Annotated in this window: 26 protein-coding genes; all 26 read left to right on the top strand. The window is 60.1% G+C overall.

Annotation, left to right across the window (positions count from 1 at the left end; translation table 11 throughout):
* The first annotated feature begins 5 nt into the window (after positions 1–5).
* The 26 genes from NK667_RS21415 (at position 6) to NK667_RS21290 (ending at position 22,168) form a co-directional block, all read left to right on the top strand.
* Entirely contained in the window at positions 6–431 is a 426-nt protein-coding gene (locus NK667_RS21415) for a tail fiber assembly protein (RefSeq protein WP_054615994.1), read from the top strand.
* Positions 432–528: 97 nt separating this feature from the next.
* The gene (locus NK667_RS21410) at positions 529–711 is read left to right on the top strand and encodes a hypothetical protein (protein ID WP_054615993.1); all 183 of its coding nucleotides are present in this window, start codon (positions 529–531) and stop codon (positions 709–711) included.
* Positions 712–713: 2 nt separating this feature from the next.
* Positions 714–1,880, top strand: coding sequence for a phage tail sheath protein (locus NK667_RS21405; RefSeq protein ID WP_054047113.1), 1,167 nt, complete (start codon positions 714–716; stop codon positions 1,878–1,880).
* Positions 1,880–2,386 (top strand): phage major tail tube protein, encoded by a 507-nt coding sequence (locus NK667_RS21400; RefSeq protein WP_054047111.1) that lies wholly within the window; start codon positions 1,880–1,882, stop codon positions 2,384–2,386. The genes NK667_RS21405 and NK667_RS21400 overlap by 1 nt, the downstream gene beginning before the upstream one ends.
* A gap of 187 nt (positions 2,387–2,573) precedes the next feature.
* Complete coding sequence (locus tag NK667_RS21395; RefSeq protein WP_054615992.1) at positions 2,574–3,155, top strand: phage tail assembly protein; 582 nt, start codon at positions 2,574–2,576, stop codon at positions 3,153–3,155.
* Positions 3,156–3,283: 128 nt separating this feature from the next.
* The gene (locus NK667_RS21390; protein WP_054615991.1) at positions 3,284–5,359 is read left to right on the top strand and encodes a phage tail tape measure protein; all 2,076 of its coding nucleotides are present in this window, start codon (positions 3,284–3,286) and stop codon (positions 5,357–5,359) included.
* Positions 5,359–5,742, top strand: coding sequence for a phage tail protein (locus tag NK667_RS21385; RefSeq protein WP_054615990.1), 384 nt, complete (start codon positions 5,359–5,361; stop codon positions 5,740–5,742). Before NK667_RS21390 ends, NK667_RS21385 begins: the two co-directional genes overlap by 1 nt.
* Positions 5,735–5,947, top strand: a complete 213-nt coding sequence (locus NK667_RS21380; protein ID WP_054615989.1) for a tail protein X — start codon at positions 5,735–5,737, stop codon at positions 5,945–5,947. The genes NK667_RS21385 and NK667_RS21380 overlap by 8 nt, the downstream gene beginning before the upstream one ends.
* A 9-nt stretch (positions 5,948–5,956) precedes the next feature.
* Positions 5,957–6,985: a phage tail protein gene (locus NK667_RS21375; protein ID WP_054615988.1), complete on the top strand. Its 1,029-nt coding sequence runs from the start codon at positions 5,957–5,959 to the stop codon at positions 6,983–6,985.
* Between the two features lie 294 nt (positions 6,986–7,279).
* A complete protein-coding gene (locus NK667_RS21370; protein WP_054615987.1) occupies positions 7,280–7,864 on the top strand; it encodes a phage tail terminator protein in 585 nt (194 codons plus the stop codon).
* Positions 7,861–8,043, top strand: coding sequence for a DUF2635 domain-containing protein (locus NK667_RS21365; RefSeq protein ID WP_054615986.1), 183 nt, complete (start codon positions 7,861–7,863; stop codon positions 8,041–8,043). The genes NK667_RS21370 and NK667_RS21365 overlap by 4 nt, the downstream gene beginning before the upstream one ends.
* Positions 8,043–9,539 carry a phage tail sheath subtilisin-like domain-containing protein gene (locus tag NK667_RS21360; protein WP_054047097.1) on the top strand — a complete coding sequence of 499 codons (1,497 nt, stop codon included), beginning with the start codon at positions 8,043–8,045 and terminating at the stop codon, positions 9,537–9,539. Before NK667_RS21365 ends, NK667_RS21360 begins: the two co-directional genes overlap by 1 nt.
* Before the next feature lie 67 nt (positions 9,540–9,606).
* On the top strand, positions 9,607–9,954 hold the full coding sequence (locus NK667_RS21355; RefSeq protein WP_054047095.1) for a phage tail tube protein: 348 nt from the start codon (positions 9,607–9,609) through the stop codon (positions 9,952–9,954).
* On the top strand, positions 9,951–10,247 hold the full coding sequence (locus tag NK667_RS21350; RefSeq protein WP_054047093.1) for a phage tail assembly protein: 297 nt from the start codon (positions 9,951–9,953) through the stop codon (positions 10,245–10,247). Before NK667_RS21355 ends, NK667_RS21350 begins: the two co-directional genes overlap by 4 nt.
* Before the next feature lie 130 nt (positions 10,248–10,377).
* On the top strand, positions 10,378–12,183 hold the full coding sequence (locus tag NK667_RS21345) for a phage tail tape measure protein (RefSeq protein ID WP_054615985.1): 1,806 nt from the start codon (positions 10,378–10,380) through the stop codon (positions 12,181–12,183).
* Complete coding sequence (locus tag NK667_RS21340; protein WP_054615984.1) at positions 12,170–13,408, top strand: DNA circularization protein; 1,239 nt, start codon at positions 12,170–12,172, stop codon at positions 13,406–13,408. Before NK667_RS21345 ends, NK667_RS21340 begins: the two co-directional genes overlap by 14 nt.
* A 3-nt stretch (positions 13,409–13,411) precedes the next feature.
* Positions 13,412–14,455, top strand: coding sequence for a phage baseplate assembly protein (locus NK667_RS21335; RefSeq protein ID WP_054615983.1), 1,044 nt, complete (start codon positions 13,412–13,414; stop codon positions 14,453–14,455).
* A gap of 469 nt (positions 14,456–14,924) precedes the next feature.
* On the top strand, positions 14,925–15,434 hold the full coding sequence (locus NK667_RS21330; protein ID WP_054047085.1) for a phage baseplate assembly protein V: 510 nt from the start codon (positions 14,925–14,927) through the stop codon (positions 15,432–15,434).
* Positions 15,434–15,832 carry a phage GP46 family protein gene (locus tag NK667_RS21325; RefSeq protein ID WP_054047083.1) on the top strand — a complete coding sequence of 133 codons (399 nt, stop codon included), beginning with the start codon at positions 15,434–15,436 and terminating at the stop codon, positions 15,830–15,832. Before NK667_RS21330 ends, NK667_RS21325 begins: the two co-directional genes overlap by 1 nt.
* Positions 15,822–16,865: a baseplate J/gp47 family protein gene (locus tag NK667_RS21320; RefSeq protein WP_054615982.1), complete on the top strand. Its 1,044-nt coding sequence runs from the start codon at positions 15,822–15,824 to the stop codon at positions 16,863–16,865. Before NK667_RS21325 ends, NK667_RS21320 begins: the two co-directional genes overlap by 11 nt.
* A complete protein-coding gene (locus tag NK667_RS21315) occupies positions 16,853–17,452 on the top strand; it encodes a YmfQ family protein (protein ID WP_054615981.1) in 600 nt (199 codons plus the stop codon). Before NK667_RS21320 ends, NK667_RS21315 begins: the two co-directional genes overlap by 13 nt.
* Positions 17,453–17,463: 11 nt before the next feature.
* On the top strand, positions 17,464–18,615 hold the full coding sequence (locus NK667_RS21310) for a hypothetical protein (RefSeq protein ID WP_054615980.1): 1,152 nt from the start codon (positions 17,464–17,466) through the stop codon (positions 18,613–18,615).
* Entirely contained in the window at positions 18,612–19,127 is a 516-nt protein-coding gene (locus NK667_RS21305; RefSeq protein WP_054615979.1) for a hypothetical protein, read from the top strand. Before NK667_RS21310 ends, NK667_RS21305 begins: the two co-directional genes overlap by 4 nt.
* A 125-nt stretch (positions 19,128–19,252) precedes the next feature.
* Positions 19,253–20,356: a hypothetical protein gene (locus tag NK667_RS21300; RefSeq protein WP_054615978.1), complete on the top strand. Its 1,104-nt coding sequence runs from the start codon at positions 19,253–19,255 to the stop codon at positions 20,354–20,356.
* A 7-nt stretch (positions 20,357–20,363) separates the two neighbouring features.
* Entirely contained in the window at positions 20,364–20,924 is a 561-nt protein-coding gene (locus tag NK667_RS21295) for a tail fiber assembly protein (protein WP_054615977.1), read from the top strand.
* Positions 20,925–20,956: 32 nt separating this feature from the next.
* Positions 20,957–22,168, top strand: a complete 1,212-nt coding sequence (locus tag NK667_RS21290; protein ID WP_054615976.1) for a hypothetical protein — start codon at positions 20,957–20,959, stop codon at positions 22,166–22,168.
* The last annotated feature ends 5 nt before the right edge of the window (positions 22,169–22,173 follow it).

Here is a 22,173-nt window from a genome sequence, read left to right as displayed (position 1 = left end):
ATTTTATGTTTGCTTCAAAATCTGCTCGCGGTTTTTACGATACGTCCGTTCATACATCAATGCCGGATGACGTGATTGAAATCTCTGCCGAGTACCATGCTGAATTGTTGGCGGGACAAGGTGAGGGTCAGGTTATTAGCTGGGGCGATGACGGTTATCCGCTTCTTATTGATCCGCCTCTGCCATCCACTGCCGAAGTTGCGTTTGTTGAGCGCATTTGGCGAGATGGCCAACTTGCAGGGACTGACAACGTTGTAGCTCGTCACCGAGACGAGGCGGAAGAAGGTTCGCCAACAACGCTGACCAAAAGCCAATACATCGAGTTGCAGGCGTATCGCCGCTTGCTTCGCAACTGGCCAGAATCTGGCGAATTCCCTTTGCTCCAACACCGGCCACCCGCGCCGGAATGGCTCTCAACTCTCACCCAATAAACGCCCCGCACCGTCGGGGCGTTTTCTTATCCGCTAATCAACACCCAACAGCCCCTTCCTAAAACCAAGGGGCTTTTTCGTATCTGGAGAAACCCAAATGGCAGAACGCCAAACCTACACCGTGCTCGTCCCGTTCCCTGTCGGGCGTGGTCACTGGTCCGCCGCTGGCCAGGAACTCGACCTGCTCGACGTCGAAGCCAACGCCCTGCTCAGCGCCGGTCGCCTGGAACTGAAAACATCCACCCAAGGCCAACAGGCCGCTGCCAAGAAGGCTGAATAACCATGGCTGAGGTTTTGAACTTCGAGCACAACGGCATTACCGTCAATGCCACTGAATCCCCCGAGGCCATGGGTGGCCTGGGTGACAACGTTATTGGCCTGGTCGGCACCGCGCCGAAAGCCGATCCGCTGATTCCGCGTAACTCTCCGTTTCGCATCAACAGCTTCACCACTCAGGCGCTGCTCGATCCGACCGGCACCGAGTCGGGCACGCTGTTTCAAGCGGTGTTCCAGATCCTCAAAGTGGTGAAGGTGCCGGTCTACGTGGTCATCGTCGAAGAGGGCACCGCCCCGGCCGATACCATCAACAATGTGATCGGCGGCATCGAGCCAGTGACCGGTCGCAAACTTGGCCTCGCCGCGCTGAGCGGTGTGCCGGAAGACCTGACCATCATTGGTGCGCCAGGCTTCACCGGCACTAAAGCGGTGGCCAGCGAGTTTGCCTCGTTCGGCAAACGTATCAAGGCCCGTGTAGTGCTCGACGGCAAGGATGCCGCGGTCGCTGATCAAGTGACTTACAGCCAGGAATTGGGCGGCGCCGACCTCGGTTTCGACCGTTGCCTGGTGGTGCACAACATGCCGGCGGTTTACTCCAAAGCAGCGAAGAAGAACGTGTTTCTCTCGCCTTCCAGCCTGGCGATTGCCGCACTGGCCAAGGTCAAGCAATGGGAAAGCCCGGGCAACCAGGTGACCTACGCCGAAGACGTGTCGCGGGTCGTTGAATACAACATCCTCGACACCTCCACCGAAGGCGATCTGCTCAACCGTTATGGCATCAGCTACTACGCCCGCACCGTCCTCGGCGGCTTCTCGCTGCTGGGTAACCGCTCGATCACCGGCAAGTTCATCAGCTACGTCGGCCTGGAAGACGCCATCAGCCGCAAGCTGGTGAAAGCCGGCCAGAAAGCCATGGCGAAGAACCTGACCAAGTCGTTCATGGATCAGGAAGTCAAACGCATCAACGACTGGCTGCAAACCCTGGTCGCCGACGAAACCATCCCTGGCGGCAGCGTGTATCTGCACCCGGAATTGAACAGCGTCGAGAAGTACAAGAACGGCACCTGGTTCATCGTCATCGACTACGGCCGCTACGCGCCGAACGAACACATGGTTTATCAACTCAACGCCCGCGATGAAATCATCGAGCAGTTCCTGGAGGATGTTCTCTAATGTTTACCAACCGCGTAAGACAGGCCATGGCGGCCACCCTGCAAGGCCTGCCGTTGTCGGCGACTGTTGAAAGTTTCGAACCACCGAAGATCGATTTTGCAATGGAAACGATGACGGGCGGGCGCTTTATCGGTGAGGACATGGCCAAAAGCGCCACCGTGCTGACGGCCAAGTTGACCCTGCAAGGGATGGGCCCTGAAGTCATGCTGGCCCTCGGTGTGACGCTGGGTGAGGACATTCTGCTGAACGTGCGTGAAGCCGGTCAGGATCAGGACGGCAACACTTGGTTCACCTATCACACGATCGGCGGCAAGCTGAAGTCCCTGACCGAAACAACGCTCAAAATGGCGGACAAGCCGACTACCGTGCTTGAGTTCACCTGCCGCACCTACAACCGCCTCGAAAACGGTATCCCGGTGATCGACATCGACGTGCGCACCCAGAAGTTCATGCTCAACGGCGTCGACATCCTTGGTGATGCCCGCCGCGCGGTGCTGCTGCCGTAAACCCCGCAACACCCCCCAGTTAAACGCAAACCCTGTGGGAGCGGGCTTGCTCGCGAAAGCGGCGGTACATCCAACATCAATGTATCTGACACACCGCTTTCGCGAGCAAGCCCGCTCCCACAGGTTGCACACCTCAACTGGCTTGCATCACGCAACACCTCCCCATGATCCACCAAGGAATTCATTCATGTCCTGGACGCCTCCTGTTCACGTCTTGTTGTCGCCGATCACCGCCGACAACCAGTCGCAGATCGAGCAGATTCAGCTCAAGCCATTGTTTTACGCCGCGCAAAAAGAGGCCTTGGCCCGTGCCGGTGATGATGAGGACGATCAGTTTTTCGAACTGGCGAAATTGGCCACTGGCCTGTCGGTCAAGGAACTGGATCAGCTCAAACGCCCGGACTACGTGAGCATCGCCCAGTACGTACACGAAATGTCGACCCGCCCGGCTGCTTACTTCCTGGAACAGGAAGGGCAGGGCGAAGCCTCGGCAGACCCCGATCAAGTGCAACTGCTGCAACCGCTCAACGCTGGAGGCCGCAGCTTGGCCGCGCTGACCCTGGAAATGCCGGTCCTGCGCGCCACCAAGGCGATGAAAAAACTGAAAACCGCCAAGGAACGCGCCGAGTTCATCACTGCCCATTGCACCGGGCTGATGATTCCCGATCTGGACCTGCTGACCGTGCCCGACTGGACACAGCTTCAGGTACGCATCGACGATTTTTTAAACAAACCGGCGGACTTCTTTCGGAGCGCGACATCGAAGTAATCCTCGATGTGGTGCCGCTCATTTACCCGGTAAGTGAAGCGGAAATTCTGGAATGGGACGCCGGCAAGGCATTGCGCCGCTACGACATCGCGATCACTCGCCTTGGCGTGAAAAAGGAGTAGAGCGGGATGGCAGAGAGTGACTATTCGCTGCACGGTGCGGACATCAACCGCATCGAGCTGCCGCAACTCGGCAGCGCATCTGAAACGCCGGGACTTGTCGGTTTCGAAGACCCGTTGTCGGTGCTGAACCAGGCACTGACCACGGCCAGCCTCGATATCCGTTTGTTGGTGGTGGAGCAGGAAAAGCTCCGTGAAACCCTGGCGACGTTGAACGGTGCACTGACGTCGCAGCAGGCGTCGCTCAAGGCCAATGCATCGGCGCCTGCACCAGCGCCAGCCAGTGAGGCCAAGTCAAAGCTCAAGGCTGAGGTTGACCAGCGTGCGCCGCCAGAGGAGTTGAGACCCGCAATGGCGGCGCAGTCGGCCCTCGTCGACCTGAATCAAAAATTGCAGTTGCCCCCGGATCAGCTTCAGGAACTGGGCAATGAGACCCAGAAGATAGCGGGTGAAAAGCGCACCGCCCCCAGCGGCGCAACAGGTGTGCAGCTGGTGCAGGTGCAGCAGGCGGCGGTTGATGCCCGTGTCCTCAAGGACGTACAACCGCAGGACCGTAAACAGACGCTGACGGATCTCACACGCGACAGCGCCATCATGGCCTCGGCGTACAAGATCGATGTCAAGGACGCCGGCGCGCTCATGACTGGCTGGCGCACATCGTTACACCTTGATCGAGCGAAAAGTCTCGACTTGGGCGATGCGGCAAACCGTCTCGGCGCCAGTCTCGATTTGAAAGCGTCAGCGGCAGATATTGGTTCGGTCGTATTGAGCGGTGGCGAACCAGGTTTGGCCGCCGGCATGGCGCCCGAGCAAGCGGCGGCCATCGCAGCGGCCCTGCTGAGTGCTTCCGTGGGCAAGGAAGAAGCCGGCGCCTCGTTGAAAACCCTTGGCACCGCGTTCGGCAGAGGTGACAACGCCACGCCAGAGCAGCGAGCCGCCTGGGTGCAACTTGATATCGAACCAGGAGCCCTTGCCAGCAGAATGCGCAAGGATGCACCGGGGGCGATCAGCGATGTGCTGGAGGTCTTAAAGAGCAAGCCGGCCGAGCAACAGACTTCGTTGATCAAGACGCTGTTTGAGGGTGACGAGGGCATCGGCAAATTACTGAAGTCGCCTCAGGATCTGAAGACTGCGTTGTCGGTGGCATCCGACAAGGGCGACGGTGACAAGGGCTCGATGGCGCAGACCGCCGAGGCCCGAGGGAACACCTCGCAAGGGCGCTCGAATGCGCTGGACGCGAGTTTGACCCGACTTGATACCGCGATCGGAAACGCAGTGGCGCCTTTTACTGACCTGGCGATGCTCAGCGCCGACATGGTGGTCAGCGGCGTGAGTTCCGTGGTGGAAACCTTTCCGAAAGTCACGGCCGCGTTGACCTTGTTGGGTGTTGCGGTCGCAACGCCGTTGCGCGGGCCCATCCTGAACAAACTGACATCGGTGGTCTCTTCCACCGCCACAGAACTGTTCAAACCGGACCCCGGCTTTCTGCCGCCAGGGGCTTCTGGTCCGCCACCTCCGAGTCCTACGATACGTAATCGACTGGCCACGACCATGGCCAGGGCCAAGACCTTCACCGGCCGGTTAGGCGCGCCTCTGGTGTTGGCCAATGCAGGTTATGACGGGGTTAAAGCTCTGATGGCCGGCGATTACAAAGCCGCTGCCGGCGCTGTGGGTTCGGGTGTTGGCGGAGTCGCCGCAGGTTATGCCGGCGCTGCAACTGGCGCCTTGATTGGCAGCTTCATTCCCGTGCCAATCCTGGGCCCTGCGGTGGGGGCTTTGGTGGGTGGCCTCGTCGGTTCCTACTTCGGCAGCAAGGGCGGTGAAGCGCTGGGAGAGTCTGTTTACACCGGGGCTGATCGACTCTTGTCACCGGAGCAGGTCAGCAAAGACCTGACCAACACCCAGACAACCAGCCAGCAAAACGCACTGACCGCCAACATCTACATCAACGGTCAGGATCAAACCAGCGCCACGCAACTGGCCAACCTGGTCGTGCAACACATTTCCAGCCAGTTCGGAATGATGACAACGACCAATCAACTCGCCGTGCGACGTGACACGGCCCTGACCGATGGGGTGGCTTGATGAGGCAGCAAATGGCACTCGGCACGTTCATTTTTGGCTTGTCGAGCAACTTCGCCTATGACGGCCTGGTGCGCAAGTCGGACGGTGGCTGGGTGAAGATCGATATCCTGACCAGCAAGCCCAAGTCCAGCCAGACCGGCCAAGGCCTGCAAACCCTGACGATCAACGGCAAGGCGATGTACGCGGTGGCCATGGACCGGCTCGATGAGTTGCGCGCCTTACAAGCACTGCGAGTACCGCTGCCGCTGGTAGATGGCATTGGTCGCAACTGGGGTCTGTGGCGGATCGACGATGTGACGGAAACCCAAAGCTGCGTGATTGATGACGGCACGGCGATGTTAATCAGTTGGTCGATTAGCTTGGGGGAATACGTCAATGCGTAAGGTTCGAACGATTGCCGGTGATTCGGTGAATCTGTTGCTCTACCGCGAAACCGAGCGTTGTGACGACACAGCCGAAGAAGCGCTGTGGCGCCTTAACCCGACGCTGGCCGAGCAAGGCCCGGTACTGCCGGCAGGCGTCTGGGTGGTGCTGCCGGAACTTGAATCCAGGCCCGCAGCGAAAACGCCGGCGACGGCTTGGGATTAAGGAGGCGACATGGCAATCGGATTCACGCCGGCGATAGAAATCTATGGGGCCAACGCGACCCTGATCAATCAGCGCCTGATCAGTTGGGAGCACATCGATACCGCCGGTATCGAGTCGGATCAACTGACGTTGGTGCTCGACCTGGAAGGTCTTGAAGGGCTGCCGAGCCTGGGTGGGAAAATCGGCTTGCTCGTGGGGTATCGGGAGTCCGGGCTGGTGGATAAGGGCCAGTTTGTGGTGGCGCGGCGGACGCCGACGCTGTTCCCGTTCCGCGTGTCATTGGTGGCGACAGCCGCGCCGTTCAGTGCGGCGGACGAGAGCGGATTCCAGCAGCGCCGCTCGGTCAGTCATGGTCCGACGACCCTGGGGGCATTGTTTCGCGAACTGACGTCCAAATACGGTTTTTCGCCGAGGGTGGACCCGTCACTGTCGTTGATAAAGATCGCGCACATCGATCAGTCGAATGAAACCGACATGGGTTTTATCTCACGCTTGGCGACCAGGTACCGCGCCATCGCCAAACCCTTTAATGAGCTGTATGTGCTGGCGCGGCCGGGGCAGCTCAAATCGTTGTCGGGCAAGGTATTGGCGGACGTGAGACTGTCGGTCACCCACAACAATCGCCCCGGCGACCATGCGTTCATCACCGCGACCCTTGATGATTCCGCCCGAGCCAAGACTCAGGGCTGCCAGATCACTTGGTGTGACGCTGCAACCGGTTTGCTGCAGATGATTGAAGCCGGGTTCGCACCGTTCAAGACCCTGCGCTTGAGCTGCCAGAACGCGGAAGAAGCGCAAGCGATCGGCGAAGGTGAAGTGCGCAAGATGGGCCGTGAAAAGCTCAAGGTGAAAATCAGCTGCCCGGGCAATCCTGACTTCTCTGCTGAAGGGCTGGTCGTGCTGGACGACACCTGGCCGGACTTCATGCGCGGGCGCTGGTCGATCGACAAAGTCACCGCCAGCGGCGACCGCGCCGCCAGCTATCGCTGCATGATCGACGCGACTTGCATCGACCCCGGCGCTGAAGCCATCGTCTGATCAAAACCAGTCGCCAACACACAACCCCCCTGTGGGAGCGGGCTTGCTCGCGAAGACGGCAACACATTCACCATCAATGTCGCCTGACCCACCGCCTTCGCGAGCAAGCCCGCTCCCACATTTTGCTCTGCGTCATGCACAGCACTTGCGCACAACCGAGATTCCCTGTGGGAGCGGGCTTGCCCGCGAAGACGGCTTCACATCCGACATCGAAACCGCCTGACCCACCGCTTTCGCGAGCAAGCCCGCTCCCACAGGTTTCGACCGTACCTTTCATACAGATGGAGCGCCCTGATGAAGATCACTCCGATCCTCACGCAGTTGCGTGAGCAATGCCCAACCCTGGCCAATCGCATCGGTGCGGGCATCGACCTCACCACCTTGCAAGCCAACACCCCACTCACCACCCCCTGCGCATACGTCGTCCCGCTCGCCGATGTGGCGAGCAAAAGCCTCGCGCAAAACCTCGCGCTGCAACCGATCCGCGACACCTTCGAAGTGACGCTGGTGCTCGACACCACCGACGCGACAAAAGCGCTGGATCTGTTGCACGACCTGCGTGCCGAACTGTGGCGCGCACTGGTGGGTTTCAAGCCTGGCACTGACTACGACGCCATCGAATACGACGGTGGTGAACTGCTTTCCATCAACGCCAGCCGCGCGTTGTATCGCCTGCGCTTTTACGCCGAATTCCAGCTCGGCCGCAATCTGCCAAACCAACCGGCGGAGAGCTGGCACGAGCGTGAACTGGACGGTTTGTCGTCCTTTACCGGGGTCACCGTGCGGGTCGATGCCATCGATCCGGCGGACCCCAATCTGCAACGCCCAGGCCCCGACGGGCGCCTGGAAATGACTTTCTCTGGAGATGTAACCCCATGAGCAAACGCATCACCGTGCTGCCGGCCCCAGGCCGTGTCGTGCCGGACCCGGAAGCGGGCGATCTGTTGCCCCTCGAGGGCCGTGAAGTGCCAGACAACGCCTGGTGGCGCCGGCGTCTGGCCGATGGCGATATCACTACCAAAGCCGTGAAAGCGGTCAAACCACAGGGAGCCAAATAATGGCGATCGGATTCAGCAACATCCCCGCGGACATTCGTGTTCCGCTGTTCTATGCCGAGATGGACAATTCGGCGGCCAATAGCGCGTCGTCGGCCATGCGCCGTTTGATCGTCGCCCAGGTCAACGACAACATCGCCCCGGCCGACGCCGGCAAACTGGTGCTGGTGTCCAGCGTTGCGCTGGCCAAAAGCATTGGTGGTCAAGGTTCGATGCTGGCCTCGATGTACGAAACCTGGCGCAAGACCGACCCGATCGGCGAGATCTGGTGCCTGCCGCTGCACAACACAGAAGGCAGTATCGCCAAAGGCGTGCTGACCCTGACCGGCGCAGCGACCCAGAGCGGCGTGCTCAACCTGTACGTCGGCGGCGTTCGCGTTCAAGCGGCCATCGTCAACGGCGCTACCGCCGCTCAAGCCGCCACCGCGCTGGCACTGAAAATCAATGCCGCTGCGGATCTGCCGGTCAGCGCTGCTGCGGCCGAAGGCATCGTGACCCTGAGCGCCAAGTGGACGGGCGACAGCGGTAACGACATCAGCCTGCAATTCAATCGCCTGGGCAAGAGCAACGGCGAAGAAACCCCGGCGGGCCTGACTTCGGTCGCCACCGCCATGACCGGAGGCGCCGGTGTGCCGGATCAAGTGGCTGCCGTGGCAGCACTCGGCGATGAGCCGTTCGAGTTCATCTGCATGCCGTTCTCGGACCTGAGCACCCTCAACACCTGGCAAGCCGTCATGGATGACAGCACCGGTCGTTGGTCCTGGGCCAAGCAATTGTTCGGTCACGTCTACAGCGCCAAGCGCGGCACCATCGGCACTTTGGTTGCCGCCGGTCAGGCGCGTAACGATCAGCACATGACCATCCAGGCGCTGGAACCGGGTGTTCCGCAACCGTTCTGGGTTCAGGCCGCTGCACTGGCTGCACGCACCTCGGTGTTCATCTCCGCCGACGCCAGCCGTCCGACCCAAAGCGGCAGCCTGCCAGGTCTCGACCCGGCGCCGGCCAGCGAGCGCTTCACCCTGACCGAGCGTCAGTCGCTGCTCAACTACGGCATCGCCACCGCGTACTACGAAGGCGGTTACGTGCGCATCCAGCGTTCGATCACCACCTACCAGAAAAACGCTTACGGCCAGGCTGACAACTCCTACCTGGACAGCGAAACCATGCACCAGTCGGCGTTCATCGTGCGTCGTCTGCAAAGTGTGATCACCAGCAAATACGGGCGCCACAAACTGGCCTCCGACGGCACCCGTTTCGGCGCCGGCCAGCCGATCATCACCCCGAGCACCATTCGCGGTGAGCTGATTGCCCAGTACGCCAAGCTCGAACTGGAAGGCCACGTGGAAAACGCCGAGCTGTTCGCCGAGCACCTGATTGTCGAGCGCGACGTGCAGGACCCGAGCCGGGTCAACGTGCTGTTCCCGCCTGATTACATCAACGGTCTGCGCGTGTTCGCACTGCTCAACCAATTCCGTCTGCAGTACGACGACGCCGCTTAAAAACCGCGGTTGAACGTGCGATTTCAGCCCACCTCGCGTGGGCTTTTTATTTGAAGGGAGAAACACCATGGGTCAACTGATTGCGGGCACCTGCTACGTCAAAGTGGACGGCGCTCAACTGACCATCAATGGCGGCTGCGAAGCGCCACTGATGTCCACCAAACGCGAAACCGTCGTACCGGGTTTCTACAAGGAAACCGACATCCCGCCATCGTTCAAAGTGACGGCGCTGCACACCCCGGACTTCCCGCTCAAGCAACTGGTGGCGGGCGTCGACATGACCGTCACCTGCGAATTCAGCAACGGCAAAGTCTACGTGCTGGCCGGCGCCTACCTGGTCGATGAACCAGCGTCCAAGGGCGATGACGCCTCGATCTCGCTGGTGTTCAACGGCGTCAAGGGGACCTGGCAATGAGCGGCGCCGTGAAGCTTCAGGTTGCGATTGAAGCCCACGGCGAGCCTTTGACCGAACTCAACCTGCGCCGTCCGACGGTGCAGGAAGTGCGGGCGATCAAGGCACTGCCGTACAAGATCGACAAGAGCGAAGAAGTCAGCCTGGACATGGACGTCGCGGCGAAATACATCGCGGTCTGCGCCGGCATTCCACCGTCGTCGGTCAACCAGTTGGACCTGGCTGACCTCAACGCGCTGAGCTGGGCTGTCGCGAGTTTTTTCATGAGTGCGGCGTCGGAGCCATCACCGACCTGATCGCAGTCGCCTATGACCTGGCCTGGTTCTGGAAGGTTGACCCCGAACAGATGATGGCCAGGCCACTGGATGTGCTCCGGGAATCCCTGGAGCACGCGCAACGGATCAATGCGATGCAGCAGGTGCAGTGATGGCAGACACAGAAACGCTAAAGAAATCGGTGCTGTTGACCGGCATCGATGAACTGTCACCCAAGCTGGCGGCCCTTGTTTCGAAGGTCGACAGCTTCAAGAAAAACCTCGAACAGGCCGGCCTCGGCAAGCTGGATATCAGTGGCCTGTTCAAGGGCGGTAGCGTGATCACGCCGTTCGTGGACGGGATCAAGGCGTCCGACGCGTTCAAAGGCAAATTGGCCGAGGTCAGTGAATCGGCCAAGGCTGTCGATCTGCCGGGCGCGCCCGAAAGTGCCGCGCAAAGCATGAATATTTTCAGCCAGTCGATGGCCAAGGTATCGACCTCCATCGACGCCGCGCTGGCTCCGGCGGTCGCTACTCTGGTGGTAAATCTGGAGCCGTTGCTGGCGGGAGTAGGGCGCTTTGTCGCCGACAACCCGAAACTGGTCGAGACGCTGGCGACGGCCGCCATCGCGTTCTCGGCGATGCAAACGGCGGTCACCGGGGCGACCCAGGTTATTGACCTGATGGGCTCGGTGCTCAAGGTCAATCCGATCATGCTGATTGCCATGGGCGTAGCGCTGGCCGCCGGTTTGATCATTGCCAACTGGACGCCGATTTCCGCGTTCTTCGTCAACCTCTGGGACGGCATCAAGAATGTCGCCGCGAAGGCCATGGCGGTGTTGAGTACCGTCTTCAACTGGACACCGCTCGGCATGCTGATTGCCAATTGGGGGCCGATTACCGGGTTCTTCTCCGGTCTCTGGGATGGCATCAAAGCCGTGACCGCGACGGTGACAGGTTTCCTGAAAACAGCTTTTTCGTGGACGCCCTACGGGATGATCATCGACAACTGGGCCGGGTTGACCGGTCTGTTCTCGGCGATCTGGGAATTGCTCAAGGCCCTGACGGTGCCGGTGATCGACTTCCTCAAAGGCCTGTTCGACTGGACGCCTCTGGGCATGATCATCAACAACTGGGGCGCCATCACCGGTTTCTTCAGGTCGATCTGGACTGCGCTGCAACCGGCGGCCCAGGCCATCAAGGACTTCTTCGGCACGCTGTTCGATTACTCTCCCCTGGGGATGATCATCAACAACTGGGGAGCCATCAGCGCGTTCTTCGATCCGCTGTGGGCCGCTTTGCAAAGCGCGGCGCAAGTGGTCAAGGATTTCTTCAGCAGCGTGTTCGAGTGGTCGCCGATGGCGCAGATTGCGGCCAACTGGCAGCCGATCAGCGAAGTGTTTTCGGCGCTGTGGGGCGTGGTGCAAGCATTGGCCGCGCCGGCGCTGGAGTTCCTGCACGGGATGTTCGAATGGTCGCCGCTGGGGCAAATCATCAAGAACTGGGAACCGATCACCGAGTGGTTCAGCGGTCTGTGGAAAAAGCTCCAGGACGTCATCGCGCCGATCAAGGAATTGTTCGAAGGTGGCTTCGCCGGGGTGATCGCCAGCGTCACCGGCAAGGTCGAAGGCTTGGCCGAGGCGCAGAAGAAAACCAATGCCGAAGGCAAAGGTGAACTGGCGCCGGCGTTCTTTGGCGCCAGTACCGAACCCTCGTCTACGACAGACTTGACGCCCGGCGGCCTGGCGCAAAAACCGTCGATGCTGACGGGCTCCCTGACGCAAAACTCCAGTGCCCTGATCCAGCAAACCGCCGCTAACAACCGCACGCAACTCGAAGGCGGCCTGACCGTGCGCTTCGACAACGCGCCAGCCGGTTTGCGTACCGATCAACCACAAACCAATCAGCCGGGGCTGGCGCTCAACTCGCGTATTGGCTACCGCTCACTTTCGCTTGGAGGTTCCAATGAGCTGGCGTGACCGTTTATTGCCGGCGTCCTTTCGCGGTGTCGGTTTCTGGGTCGATCAGGCGAAAACCCCGGTCGGCAAAAAGGGCCAGTTGCACGAGTACCCGCAGCGGGATCTGCCGTTTTTCGAGAACCTTGGCCAGCAGGCGAAGATCCACGATCTGACGGCATTCATCGTCGGCCCCGATTGCCTGGAGCAGCGCGACAAACTGCTCAAGGCGCTGGAGCAGGGCAATGGTGAGCTGGTGCATCCGTGGCTGGGACGCCTGCAGGTCAAGGTCGGCGAATGCGACATGACCCACACCCGCCAGGACGGCGGGTTGGTGACGTTCACGCTGAAGTTTTATCCCGATGAACCACTGCCGTTTCCGACGGCGACGGTCAGTACACAGAAAGTGTTGCTGGTATCGGCGGACAGTTTTTTAGGTTCGGCGGTGGCGCGTTTCGAAGACGCGATGACCTTGATCAAGGCTGCGCGAATCGGCATCGCCGACCTGCGCAACAGCATCAAGGACATCTACGGGGTGATTCAGACTCAGCTGCAACCGCTGATCGATCAATACAAGCAGATCAGCGAGTTGGTCAAAGCGGTCAAGGAGTTGCCCAAGGAAGTGGCAGCCGAATTCAAGGGCTTGGTCGGCGACATCAAGGAGCTCAAGGACTTCGCCCGTGACGGTTATCGTGGCGTGATTGCCAACGTCTCCCAACAGGTCGAAGCCATCCGCAAGGCGGACGCACCGAAGATCACCACCGGCAAGGACACCACCGCTGCGGCCCAGGCCCTGGCGAATCTGGTGCAAGACACGTTGCTGGTGCAGGCGGCCCAATGGGTCGCGGCGATGCCGGTGGCGTCGAAAGTGGTCAAGTTGGGTTCCACGCCGTCCCTCGAACAACAGGCCGAGCAACCGGTCCAGCGACAAGCCGTGCCGGTGGCCGATGATGTGCTGGCGTTGCGTGCGGCGCTGGATGAGGCGATCCAGCAAGCATCGAACAAGGCTGATCCGGCGCACTACCAGGCAATGACGGACCTGCGGCATAAACTCAATGCGCATCTGACGGCCGTTGCGTCGTCGGGTGTCAGGCTGGTCAGCAAGTCGTTCCAGGAGAGTTTTCCGGCCCTCGTCATCGCTTACAAGCAATTGGGCGACGCAACGCGGGTGGAGGAAGTGATCCAGCGTAACGGCATTGTTCATCCCGTTTTCTCTCCGCCGAATGACCTGAAACTCTCCGGGGAGTAAGCCATGAGCGAACTGGATAACAAAGTCACCCTGACCGTTGACGGTCTGGAGTATGGCGGCTGGAAAAGCGTGCAAATCACCGCGGACCTGGAGCGTCAATTCCGCACCTTCAAGCTCGACGTCACCTGGCAATGGCCGGGGCAGACCACGGTGCGACGGATTCAGCCGGGGGCGCCGTGCGAGGTGCGCATCGGCAACGATCTGGTACTCACCGGGTACGTGTTCAAGGCGCCGATCAGTTATGACGGGCGGCAAATCGGCCTGAGTATCGAAGGCAGTTCGAAAACTCAGGACCTGGTGGACTGCGCGGCGACCAACCGTCCCAACCAATGGCATCAGCAATCTTTGCTGAGCATCGTCGAAGCGCTGGCGTCGTCCTATGGCGTCGCTGTGGTCAGTGAAATTCCGGAAACCGCTCGTTTGGGCAGTCACACGATTGTGCCGGGGGAAACGGTGTTCCAGTCCATCGACCGGTTGCTGACACTGTTCCGGGTGTTTTCGACCGATGATGCCCAGGGCCGGATCATCCTGGCCCGCCCGGGCAGCGGCGGACGTGCGAGCGATGTGCTGGAACTGGGCAAGAACATTCTGTCGGCCAGTGCACCGATGGATTTCAGCCAGGTGTTTTCTGAGTATCGAGTGATCGGCCAGCAGAAGGGCAATGACCAGAAAAGTGGTGCGGCGGCCAGCGAGGTCGAGGCGGTGTCTACTGACCTGGGCTTCAAGCGCAAACGGGTCACGGTGATCAATGAAGGCATGCAGATCACCCCGGAACTGGCGCTGCAACGCGCCAACTGGGAAGCCGCCACCCGCGTCGGCAAGGCCTCGGCCACCACGTACCAGGTGCAAGGCTGGCGCCAGGCCAATGGCGATTTGTGGCGCCACAACACACTGGTCAGGGTCAAGGACCCGGTGCTGGAAGTGGATGGCGACATGCTGATTTCCAAAGTGACGTATTCGCTGTCGGCGCAAGGCTCGACCACCACCCTGCAAGTGGCCCCGCCACACACCTTCGACGCCAACCCTACACCACCCAAAAAAACCTGAGCCCGACACCGAAACCTGTGGGAGCGGGCTTGCTCGCGAAGACGGCTTCACATTCACCAACGATGTCACCTGACCCACCGCTTTCGCGAGCAAGCCCGCTCCCACAGGGAATCTCCTGCACACACCAATGCCGCGACAACCCCGATCAATTGTGGGAGCGAGCTTGCTCGCGATGACGGCAGCACATTCACCAACGATGTCGCCTGACCCACCGCCTTCGCGAGCAAGCTCGCTCCCACAGGGAATTTCCTGTGTACGCCAATTCCGTGAACAACCCCGATCAAATGTGGGAGCGGGCTTGCTCGCGAAGACGGTTTCACATTCACCAACGATGTCACCTGACCCACCGCCTTCGCGAGCAAGCCCGCTCCCACAGGGAATCTCCTGTGTACGCAAGGAACGTGAACGACGCCGTCCAAATGTGGGAGCGAGCTTGATCGCATTCAGCCTGATCCTTGAAGGAAACCCAATGAGCCTACTGACCCGCCTCCTGGCGCGCGGCACTGTCGTGCTCGCCAACTCGGCATCCAAGCTGCAATCGCTGCAAATGCGCCTCACCGCCGGCGAAGTGAATGACGACATGGAACACTTCGAGCCCTACGGTTTCACCAGTAACCCACTGGCCGGCGCCGAGGGCATTGCCACGTTTCTGGGCGGTGACCGTTCCCACGCCATCGTCCTGGTGGTCGCCGACCGCCGCTATCGCCTCCAGTCCCTGGCCGCCGGCGAAGTGGCGATCTACACCGACGAAGGCGACAAGATCCACTTCAAGCGCGGGCGGATTATCGACATCCAGACCGCGACCCTGAACATCCGCGCCAGCACCGCCGTGAACATCGATACGCCCGTCATCAACCAGACCGGAAAAATCGTTTCCACGGGCGATCAAATCGCCGGCGGCATCAGCCAGATCAAACACGTGCACGTCGGCGTTCAAGCGGGCAGCGGCCAGACCGGCGTGCCGGCGGGAGGTCAGTAATGCTCATCAGCCAGAACCTCCACGCCGCACTCACCCGCGCGGTGCTGATCAGCCTGTTCACCTGGCGCCGCGCTGCCGATGACGATGCCCTTGATGACGAGGAACGCTTCGGCTGGTGGGGCGACACTTTTCCCACCGTCGCCGATGACCGAATCGGCTCGCGGCTGTGGCTGCTGCGCCGGGTCAAGCTGACCCGGCAAACACAGATGGACGCCGAGTTTTATGCCCGCGAAGCCCTGCAATGGCTGATCGATGACGGCCATTGCAGCGCCATCGACATCATCAGCGAACGCCTCGACGCCCAGCGCCTGAACCTGCGCACGGTCCTGACCCTGGCCGATGGCGAGCGCCTGGACATCAACCCTGATAACAGTTGGCAGGTGATCTATGCCGTTTGAAACCCCTTCGCTGCCGGTGCTGATCAAGCGCACCCAAAGCGACCTGGCCAGCGATTCGCTGCGCCAGTCCGATGCGCAAGTACTGGCGCGTACCCTCGGTGGTGCCGCTTATGGTTTGTATGGCTACCTCGACTGGATCGCCGAGCAGATCCTCCCGGACAAGGCCGATGAATCGACCCTGGAACGGATCGCCGCATTGCGCCTGAACCAGCCACGCAAAGCCGCGCAAGCCGCCAGCGGCAGCGTCAGTTTTACCGCCAGCGCCGGTGCCGTGCTGGATGTCGACACCCTGCTGCAATCGAGCGACGGCCGCACCTACAAAGTGACCGCGTCGCGCACCACCAGCAACGGCCTCAACACCACTAGCATCGCCGCGCTCGACGCCGGCAGCCTGGGCAATGCCGACGCCGGCATGAGCCTGATTCCGGTGCAGCCGATCCTTGGGATTGTCGGTAACAGCTTCACGGTGTTGGCACCGGGCCTGATCGGCGGAGTGGCCCGGGAAAGCCTGGAGTCCCTGCGCTCGCGGGTGATCAGCTCCTATCGGATCATTCCCCATGGCGGCTCGGCGCAAGACTACGAAACCTGGGCGCTGGAATGCCCCGGCGTGACCCGGGCCTGGTGTCGCAGCACCCTCGCGAAACTCGGCATCGTCAACCTGTACATCATGCGCGACGACGATCCGCAACCCGTGCCGAACGCCGCACAACTGGCTGAAGTCCAGGCCTATATCGAACCGTTGCGCCCGGTCACCGCCGAGTTGCATGTGTTGCCGCCGGTGCAGGTGCCGGTCACCTACAAACTGACCCTGACCCCTGACACGACCGCCGTGCGAGCCGCCGTCGAAGCGCAACTGCGTGACTTACATAACCGCGAGGCCGGCCTGGGCGACACCTTATTGATCAGTCATATCCGCGAAGCGATCAGCAGCGCCACAGGCGAAAGCGACCACACACTGACCGCGCCCATTGCCAATGTCGAAGCTGACTTCAATCAATTGCTGATCTTCGGAGGTTGCATATGGGGGGGCTAAGAACCGCCGCGCAATATCACGCGCAACTGCGCAGCCTGCTGCCCAGCGGCCCGGCGTGGGATCCCGAGCGGGTTCCGGAACTGGAAGAGGTGCTGGACAGCATCGCCCAGGAACTGGCTCGACTCGACGCCCGCGCCGCCGACCTGCTCAACGAAATGGACCCGGCCGGCGTCAGCGAACTGGTGCCCGATTGGGAGCGGGTGATGAACCTGCCTGACCCGTGCCTGGGCGCCACGCCGCTGTTCGATGACCGCCGTCTCGCGGTGCGCCGTCGCTTGCTCGCGGTCGGCAGCCAGGCGGTCGGTTACTACCTTGAGATCGCCAAAAGCCAGGGCTACCCGAACGCCACCATCACCGAACTCGAAGCCCCGCGCATGGGCCGCTCGCGTTTTGGTGCGGCGCACTGGGGCACCTGGGAAGCGCAGTTCATGTGGACGCTCAACACCGGCGGCCGATTGCTGCTGGGTCGGCGTTTCGGCGCGAGCTATTGGGGCGAACGTTTCGGCGTCAATCCAGGCTCGGCCCTGGAATGCCTGATCCACCGTAGCGCCCCGGCGCACACCAAGGTGCACATCAATTATGAATAGGGAGTAGAGAGATGGATTTTCCAACGAAAGTGCCCAGCGCCGGATTGGTCAACGGCAAGTTTGTCGATGAGAACCCGCTGACCGGGACGCCGGGGTCGTTGATTCCAGCGGCGTGGGGCAATGGGGTGACGCAGGAAATTGTGAACGTCATCAAGGCGGGTGACCTGACCCCGGACGAGACGAAGTTTGACCAGTTGCTGCAAGCCATTCAGAGCGTTTCGGCCAAGGGCTGGAATCTGGATTCGGCGTTGCCGATTGGCTCGCTGCCGGCGCCCACGGTGGCGACAGCGGACGGGCGTCTGTCGGTGACGCCGATTGCGGCGTCTACCAGCGGTGGGAAGGTGTCGATTCCGGCCGGGGTGTTTGTCAGCATCGGCCAGGAAGTGGTGGCGGGGCAGTTGGGGCGGTCGCGCACGTTCACGACGCAAGCCTGGAGCAGCGCGGAATTGTTGCCAAGCTCCGGCTACTTCCTGCGGGCGCAGGTGATCGGCGGTGCGCTGACGTTTTACATGCAGCGCGGCACCTTGTACGACGCAGTCCCGGATAATTTGAAAGGCACTGTGAATGGTGCTGCGGGCGGTGGCTTTCAATCCACGCCGCTGGATATGTGCATCGCCTGGGTCGTCACCGCAGGTCCTGGTACCACGCCAATCGTCAGGCTGATTTACAACCGCAACCGGCTGTCGTGGACCCAGACCGTGAATGGAAACGGTGTGGTTTACCTTCCTCTGGATCCCCATGCTCGGGCTGCGCGGCTAGTGGTGGGTAATCCGACGCCTCACCCCACCTTGATCACCGGCGTGTCCTTTGCTCCCGGAGGTTGGATGGGGGGCAATTACTCGCTAATGACACCGCCCAGTAGCGCCGTTATTAGTGCCGATGGCTGGTCAACGCCTGGCTTTGCCGTTTGTATTTTCACCAACAACGTTGTTTACGACACGACGGTTTCAACCTTGGTCGCCAGTTTTGATCATTCGGAGTCGCGTTCGCTCTGGCAGAGTTATCAAGCCGAACACACGTTCAACGCTACTAACGGGAACAGTGATGAATTGCTGCTTTCGATGGGGATCAAAACCTTTTCTCAACCTGATTACACAAGCGGCATCGCCATTAACTTTTCCGCTGCGATCAATGTACATCTCTCGTGGGAGCTCATTCGATGATCGTTATCCAGGAACTTCATCAGTACGAAGATGAACTTCGTCCGGCCAAACCCTCGCCAGATCATGAATGGAACGGTGAACAGTGGGTTGTCGACGCCTTGAATGTTGCGGTCTCCCAACAACGGGAAGGCGAACGCCTGAGCACCAGGATTGATGCGGCGGCAGACGATGCGCGAAACGTCATTGCAGGCGATCCGTTGCGAGCGATGGAATACGCACAAGCCGCCGCCGAGGCTCAGGCTTATATCGACGAAGGCTACCCGAAAAAAGTTGTTCCGCTAGCGGTGTCAGCCTGGGTCGCAAAGGGTCGCACTGCCAGACAGGCTGCGGATCAGATCGTTGCCAAAGCAGCTCAATTCAACGAGAGCTTGCTGACACTTCGAACCCTGCGCTTGAAGGCGAAACAACAAGTCAAAGTTCATATCGCCAAAGGTAAAACCGAACTCGCCAACCAAGTCAGTGATGACGCGATTGCCGCCATACGTGCCGTGGTGAGCGACTTCGCAGGCTAGTTCATCCGAAATATCCGCCGAACCCAACGCCCACTCACCGTGGGCGTTTTTGTTTTTATTCAAACATGACCTGCATTGCCTTAGTGCCAATGGCCACGCAGGTGTTTTTTACAGGGAGCAGAACCATGGATTATCCAAAAAGCATCCCCAGTGTCGGACTGGTGAATGGCCGGTTCGTCGATGAAAACCCGGTGGCTGGTACGCCAGGATCGTTGATTCCGGCGATCTGGGGTAACTCGGTTACGCAAGAGATTTTGAGTGTGGTTGCTGGCGCAGGAATGGCGCCATCGGAAGCAGACAACGGTCAGTTGCTCAAAGCGATCCAGGCGATCATCGGCGTGACCAGCCCGATGCGTTCGGTGGTCACTCGGCTGGCTGCATCGAAGTTGCTGGCGCCAGAAGAACTCGGTCTGGTGTTGATTGACGCCAGCCCCGGCGCGGCCACCATTACGCTGCCACCGGCCAACGTCGCCATGGGCGTTCGCGACGTGATTGTTCGACGCGTGGACAACAGCGGCAACCGCCTGGTTATCCAGGCTGCCGGCACTGATCGAATCCGGTTTCACACTCATCTGTCGGCGACCGGCTATCCATTTCTGGTGCTGATGGGGAGCGGTGACTGGTGGCATCTACGCAGTGACAGTGCCGGTATTTGGTGGCCAGTCGGGCGCCTGGACGGATCGGCGTTGGGGCGGCAGGTGTTTGAAACAACCCTGCAAATGAACCCCGGCGGTTATGGCGCCCTCAATGGGAATGTCCTGTCGCGCAGCGAATGGCCGTGGCTCTGGGACCACGCCCAATCATCGGGTGCATTGACGACTGAAGCTGCGAGGGGTGGCAAGGAAGGGGGGTGGACCTCCGCAGACGGCGCGCTGAACTTCCGAATCCCGGAGGCGCGCGGGGAGTTTCTTCGAGTACTGGACGAGTCTCGAGGCGTGGATGCGGCGCGTATGCCCGGGAGCAGTCAACTCCACACACTTCAGAAGCATAACCATTACCTCCCCACCGGCACGGGCAGTGCAATCAGTCCTGCCTCAAGTATTCCTGACGGCATGTGGGATGTCGCACACGACGTTAACGCCAGCCCTACCAATACGACATCCGCCACTACTTACCCCAATCCCGCATTCGATGCCGGCGTCGACGCCGGCATAGGCAGTATCGGCACCTTCTCTGCGGAAACCCGTCCCCGAAACATTGCCTATCCGGGCCGAATCAAATTGATTTGAGGTGTGTATGTTTAATTATTTGATAGATGAAAGCGGCGCCTTGTTTGGCCCTGTGGAGTTTCCGGTTGTTCCGGGGATCGGCACACAGCTACCCAGTAACGCCGTCACGTTGGGGATCGAACTGTCTCCAGCACCCGCTGCCCACACGTGGGCATTTGTAGACGGGGCGCTGCAACTTCAAGCCGATTGTCGTGGTGATGTCTATCGCACAGACACTGGCTTTAGAGAAACCTGGATGAAACTGGGGGATTTGCCTGACGGGTATACGACCCAGGCCTGGCCCGGTGCTTGCCATCGTTGGATCAATGGTTCTTGGGCGTTTGATGAGACGGCCAGGCTGGTGGACCTCAATAGCCAGGCACTGGCGAAGCGAGATGCGCTTCTGCGCGAGGCCATTTTGCGTATCGCCCCGCTTCAATACGCCGAAGATATCGGCGATACGACCCATATCGAGCAGTTGGCACTGATGGAGTGGAAGCTCTACAGCGTTGAGTTGAATCGTCTTGAACAGCAAACCAACTTTCCGACAGCGATCGACTGGCCGCAAGTTCCAGGATCGAGCCAGTGACGGCATGAAGCTCAATAACCAGAGTAACTAAAATGGACTATCCAAGAAGCGTCACCAGCGCGGGGCTGGTCAACGGCCAATTTGTCGATGAAAACCCGGTCGCCGGAACTCCCGGTTCCCTGATTCCTGCCTCGTGGGGTAACGCCGTCACCAAGGAAATCGTCAATGCCATCAACGCTGCCGGTCTGACGCCTTCCGAAAATCAAAATGATCAGTTGAGCCTGGCTATCAAGGAGTTGGCGAAACTCGACCCGCAACAGAACTTCCCCGTGCAGGTGTATCGCAAGAACCTGGTGATTAACGGCAACTTCGATATCTGGCAGCGCGGGACCGCCAACCTGGGGCCTTACACCGGGGCCTATATCGCTGACCGTTTTCGTTGTGACTGGAACGGGAATGCCGGGGTGAATATTTCCCGGCAGAACTTTGCATTGGGTCAGACCGATGTCCCCAATGAACCCCGTTACTTCATGCGTTGGCAGCAAATCACCGCGGGGGTTGGCGCCAACGTGCATAAAATCTCCCAGGCCATTGAGTCGGTTAGGACCCTGGCGGGAAAAACCGCGACGTTGACGTTCTGGGCCAAGGCCGACACGGCGCGTCAGCTCAATGTGACGATCGCACAGTATTTCGGTGTGGGTGGTAGTGCAGATACGGTGACGCCGGTGGGCAGCTTTCAGCTCAAGACGACGTGGTCCCGATACAGTGCCACGATTCAAATACCGTCCTTGGCGGGTAAGACATTGGGAAGCAGTGGCAATGACTTTCTGCGGCTGTCTTTCGATCTGCCTTTGAGTGTTTTGCAGGTTATCGACCTGGCGCAAATCCAGTTGGAAGAGGGGCGAGTGTCGACGCCGTTCGAACTGCGTAGTCCTGGCGACGAGTTGATGATGTGCCAGCGTTACTTTGAAAAAACCTACAGTCAGGATCTGCCTCCGGGAAACATGGCAGGTCCTTACGGTGCACTGTTATCCACAGTGAAACAGGGGCAAACGGGGTTCGCCTCGCAGCCCTTGGCTCAGTGGACTTTCAAGGTCGAGAAGAGAGCTATTCCAAGTTTCAGTTTGTACGCCACCACGCCGAAAGGAAGCGCAGGGCAATGGCGTTCAGGAAGCGATGAAGTGTCGTCAGGGAATGCTCGAACACTCGGTGCTTCGACTCGCGGCGTCTGGGTGGATAACTCCGATACCGGTCTGATTACTCAGACTTACTACATCCACGCCACCGCCGACGCCGAACTTTAAGGAGG

The sequence above is a fragment of the Pseudomonas nunensis genome (assembly GCF_024296925.1).
Lineage (GTDB): Bacteria > Pseudomonadota > Gammaproteobacteria > Pseudomonadales > Pseudomonadaceae > Aquipseudomonas > Aquipseudomonas nunensis.
The sequence above is the reverse complement of the archived record's forward strand: the minus strand, read 5'-3'. Positions and strand labels throughout refer to the sequence as shown.

What these genes read in the sequence shown, in the direction of transcription:
- NK667_RS21395 (WP_054615992.1), top strand. Translation starts at nt 2,574, where the DNA reads ATGTCCTGGACGCCTCCTGTTCACGTCTTGTTGTCGCCGATCACCGCC.
- NK667_RS21405 (WP_054047113.1), top strand. Translation starts at nt 714, where the DNA reads ATGGCTGAGGTTTTGAACTTCGAGCACAACGGCATTACCGTCAATGCC.
- NK667_RS21380 (WP_054615989.1), top strand. Translation starts at nt 5,735, where the DNA reads ATGCGTAAGGTTCGAACGATTGCCGGTGATTCGGTGAATCTGTTGCTC.
- NK667_RS21370 (WP_054615987.1), top strand. Translation starts at nt 7,280, where the DNA reads ATGAAGATCACTCCGATCCTCACGCAGTTGCGTGAGCAATGCCCAACC.
- NK667_RS21390 (WP_054615991.1), top strand. Translation starts at nt 3,284, where the DNA reads ATGGCAGAGAGTGACTATTCGCTGCACGGTGCGGACATCAACCGCATC.
- NK667_RS21350 (WP_054047093.1), top strand. Translation starts at nt 9,951, where the DNA reads ATGAGCGGCGCCGTGAAGCTTCAGGTTGCGATTGAAGCCCACGGCGAG.
- NK667_RS21410 (WP_054615993.1), top strand. Translation starts at nt 529, where the DNA reads ATGGCAGAACGCCAAACCTACACCGTGCTCGTCCCGTTCCCTGTCGGG.
- NK667_RS21400 (WP_054047111.1), top strand. Translation starts at nt 1,880, where the DNA reads ATGTTTACCAACCGCGTAAGACAGGCCATGGCGGCCACCCTGCAAGGC.
- NK667_RS21415 (WP_054615994.1), top strand. Translation starts at nt 6, where the DNA reads ATGTTTGCTTCAAAATCTGCTCGCGGTTTTTACGATACGTCCGTTCAT.
- NK667_RS21315 (WP_054615981.1), top strand. Translation starts at nt 16,853, where the DNA reads ATGGGGGGGCTAAGAACCGCCGCGCAATATCACGCGCAACTGCGCAGC.
- NK667_RS21305 (WP_054615979.1), top strand. Translation starts at nt 18,612, where the DNA reads ATGATCGTTATCCAGGAACTTCATCAGTACGAAGATGAACTTCGTCCG.
- NK667_RS21340 (WP_054615984.1), top strand. Translation starts at nt 12,170, where the DNA reads ATGAGCTGGCGTGACCGTTTATTGCCGGCGTCCTTTCGCGGTGTCGGT.
- NK667_RS21365 (WP_054615986.1), top strand. Translation starts at nt 7,861, where the DNA reads ATGAGCAAACGCATCACCGTGCTGCCGGCCCCAGGCCGTGTCGTGCCG.
- NK667_RS21300 (WP_054615978.1), top strand. Translation starts at nt 19,253, where the DNA reads ATGGATTATCCAAAAAGCATCCCCAGTGTCGGACTGGTGAATGGCCGG.
- NK667_RS21355 (WP_054047095.1), top strand. Translation starts at nt 9,607, where the DNA reads ATGGGTCAACTGATTGCGGGCACCTGCTACGTCAAAGTGGACGGCGCT.
- NK667_RS21330 (WP_054047085.1), top strand. Translation starts at nt 14,925, where the DNA reads ATGAGCCTACTGACCCGCCTCCTGGCGCGCGGCACTGTCGTGCTCGCC.
- NK667_RS21295 (WP_054615977.1), top strand. Translation starts at nt 20,364, where the DNA reads ATGTTTAATTATTTGATAGATGAAAGCGGCGCCTTGTTTGGCCCTGTG.
- NK667_RS21310 (WP_054615980.1), top strand. Translation starts at nt 17,464, where the DNA reads ATGGATTTTCCAACGAAAGTGCCCAGCGCCGGATTGGTCAACGGCAAG.
- NK667_RS21290 (WP_054615976.1), top strand. Translation starts at nt 20,957, where the DNA reads ATGGACTATCCAAGAAGCGTCACCAGCGCGGGGCTGGTCAACGGCCAA.
- NK667_RS21345 (WP_054615985.1), top strand. Translation starts at nt 10,378, where the DNA reads ATGGCAGACACAGAAACGCTAAAGAAATCGGTGCTGTTGACCGGCATC.
- NK667_RS21360 (WP_054047097.1), top strand. Translation starts at nt 8,043, where the DNA reads ATGGCGATCGGATTCAGCAACATCCCCGCGGACATTCGTGTTCCGCTG.
- NK667_RS21385 (WP_054615990.1), top strand. Translation starts at nt 5,359, where the DNA reads ATGAGGCAGCAAATGGCACTCGGCACGTTCATTTTTGGCTTGTCGAGC.
- NK667_RS21335 (WP_054615983.1), top strand. Translation starts at nt 13,412, where the DNA reads ATGAGCGAACTGGATAACAAAGTCACCCTGACCGTTGACGGTCTGGAG.
- NK667_RS21320 (WP_054615982.1), top strand. Translation starts at nt 15,822, where the DNA reads ATGCCGTTTGAAACCCCTTCGCTGCCGGTGCTGATCAAGCGCACCCAA.
- NK667_RS21375 (WP_054615988.1), top strand. Translation starts at nt 5,957, where the DNA reads ATGGCAATCGGATTCACGCCGGCGATAGAAATCTATGGGGCCAACGCG.
- NK667_RS21325 (WP_054047083.1), top strand. Translation starts at nt 15,434, where the DNA reads ATGCTCATCAGCCAGAACCTCCACGCCGCACTCACCCGCGCGGTGCTG.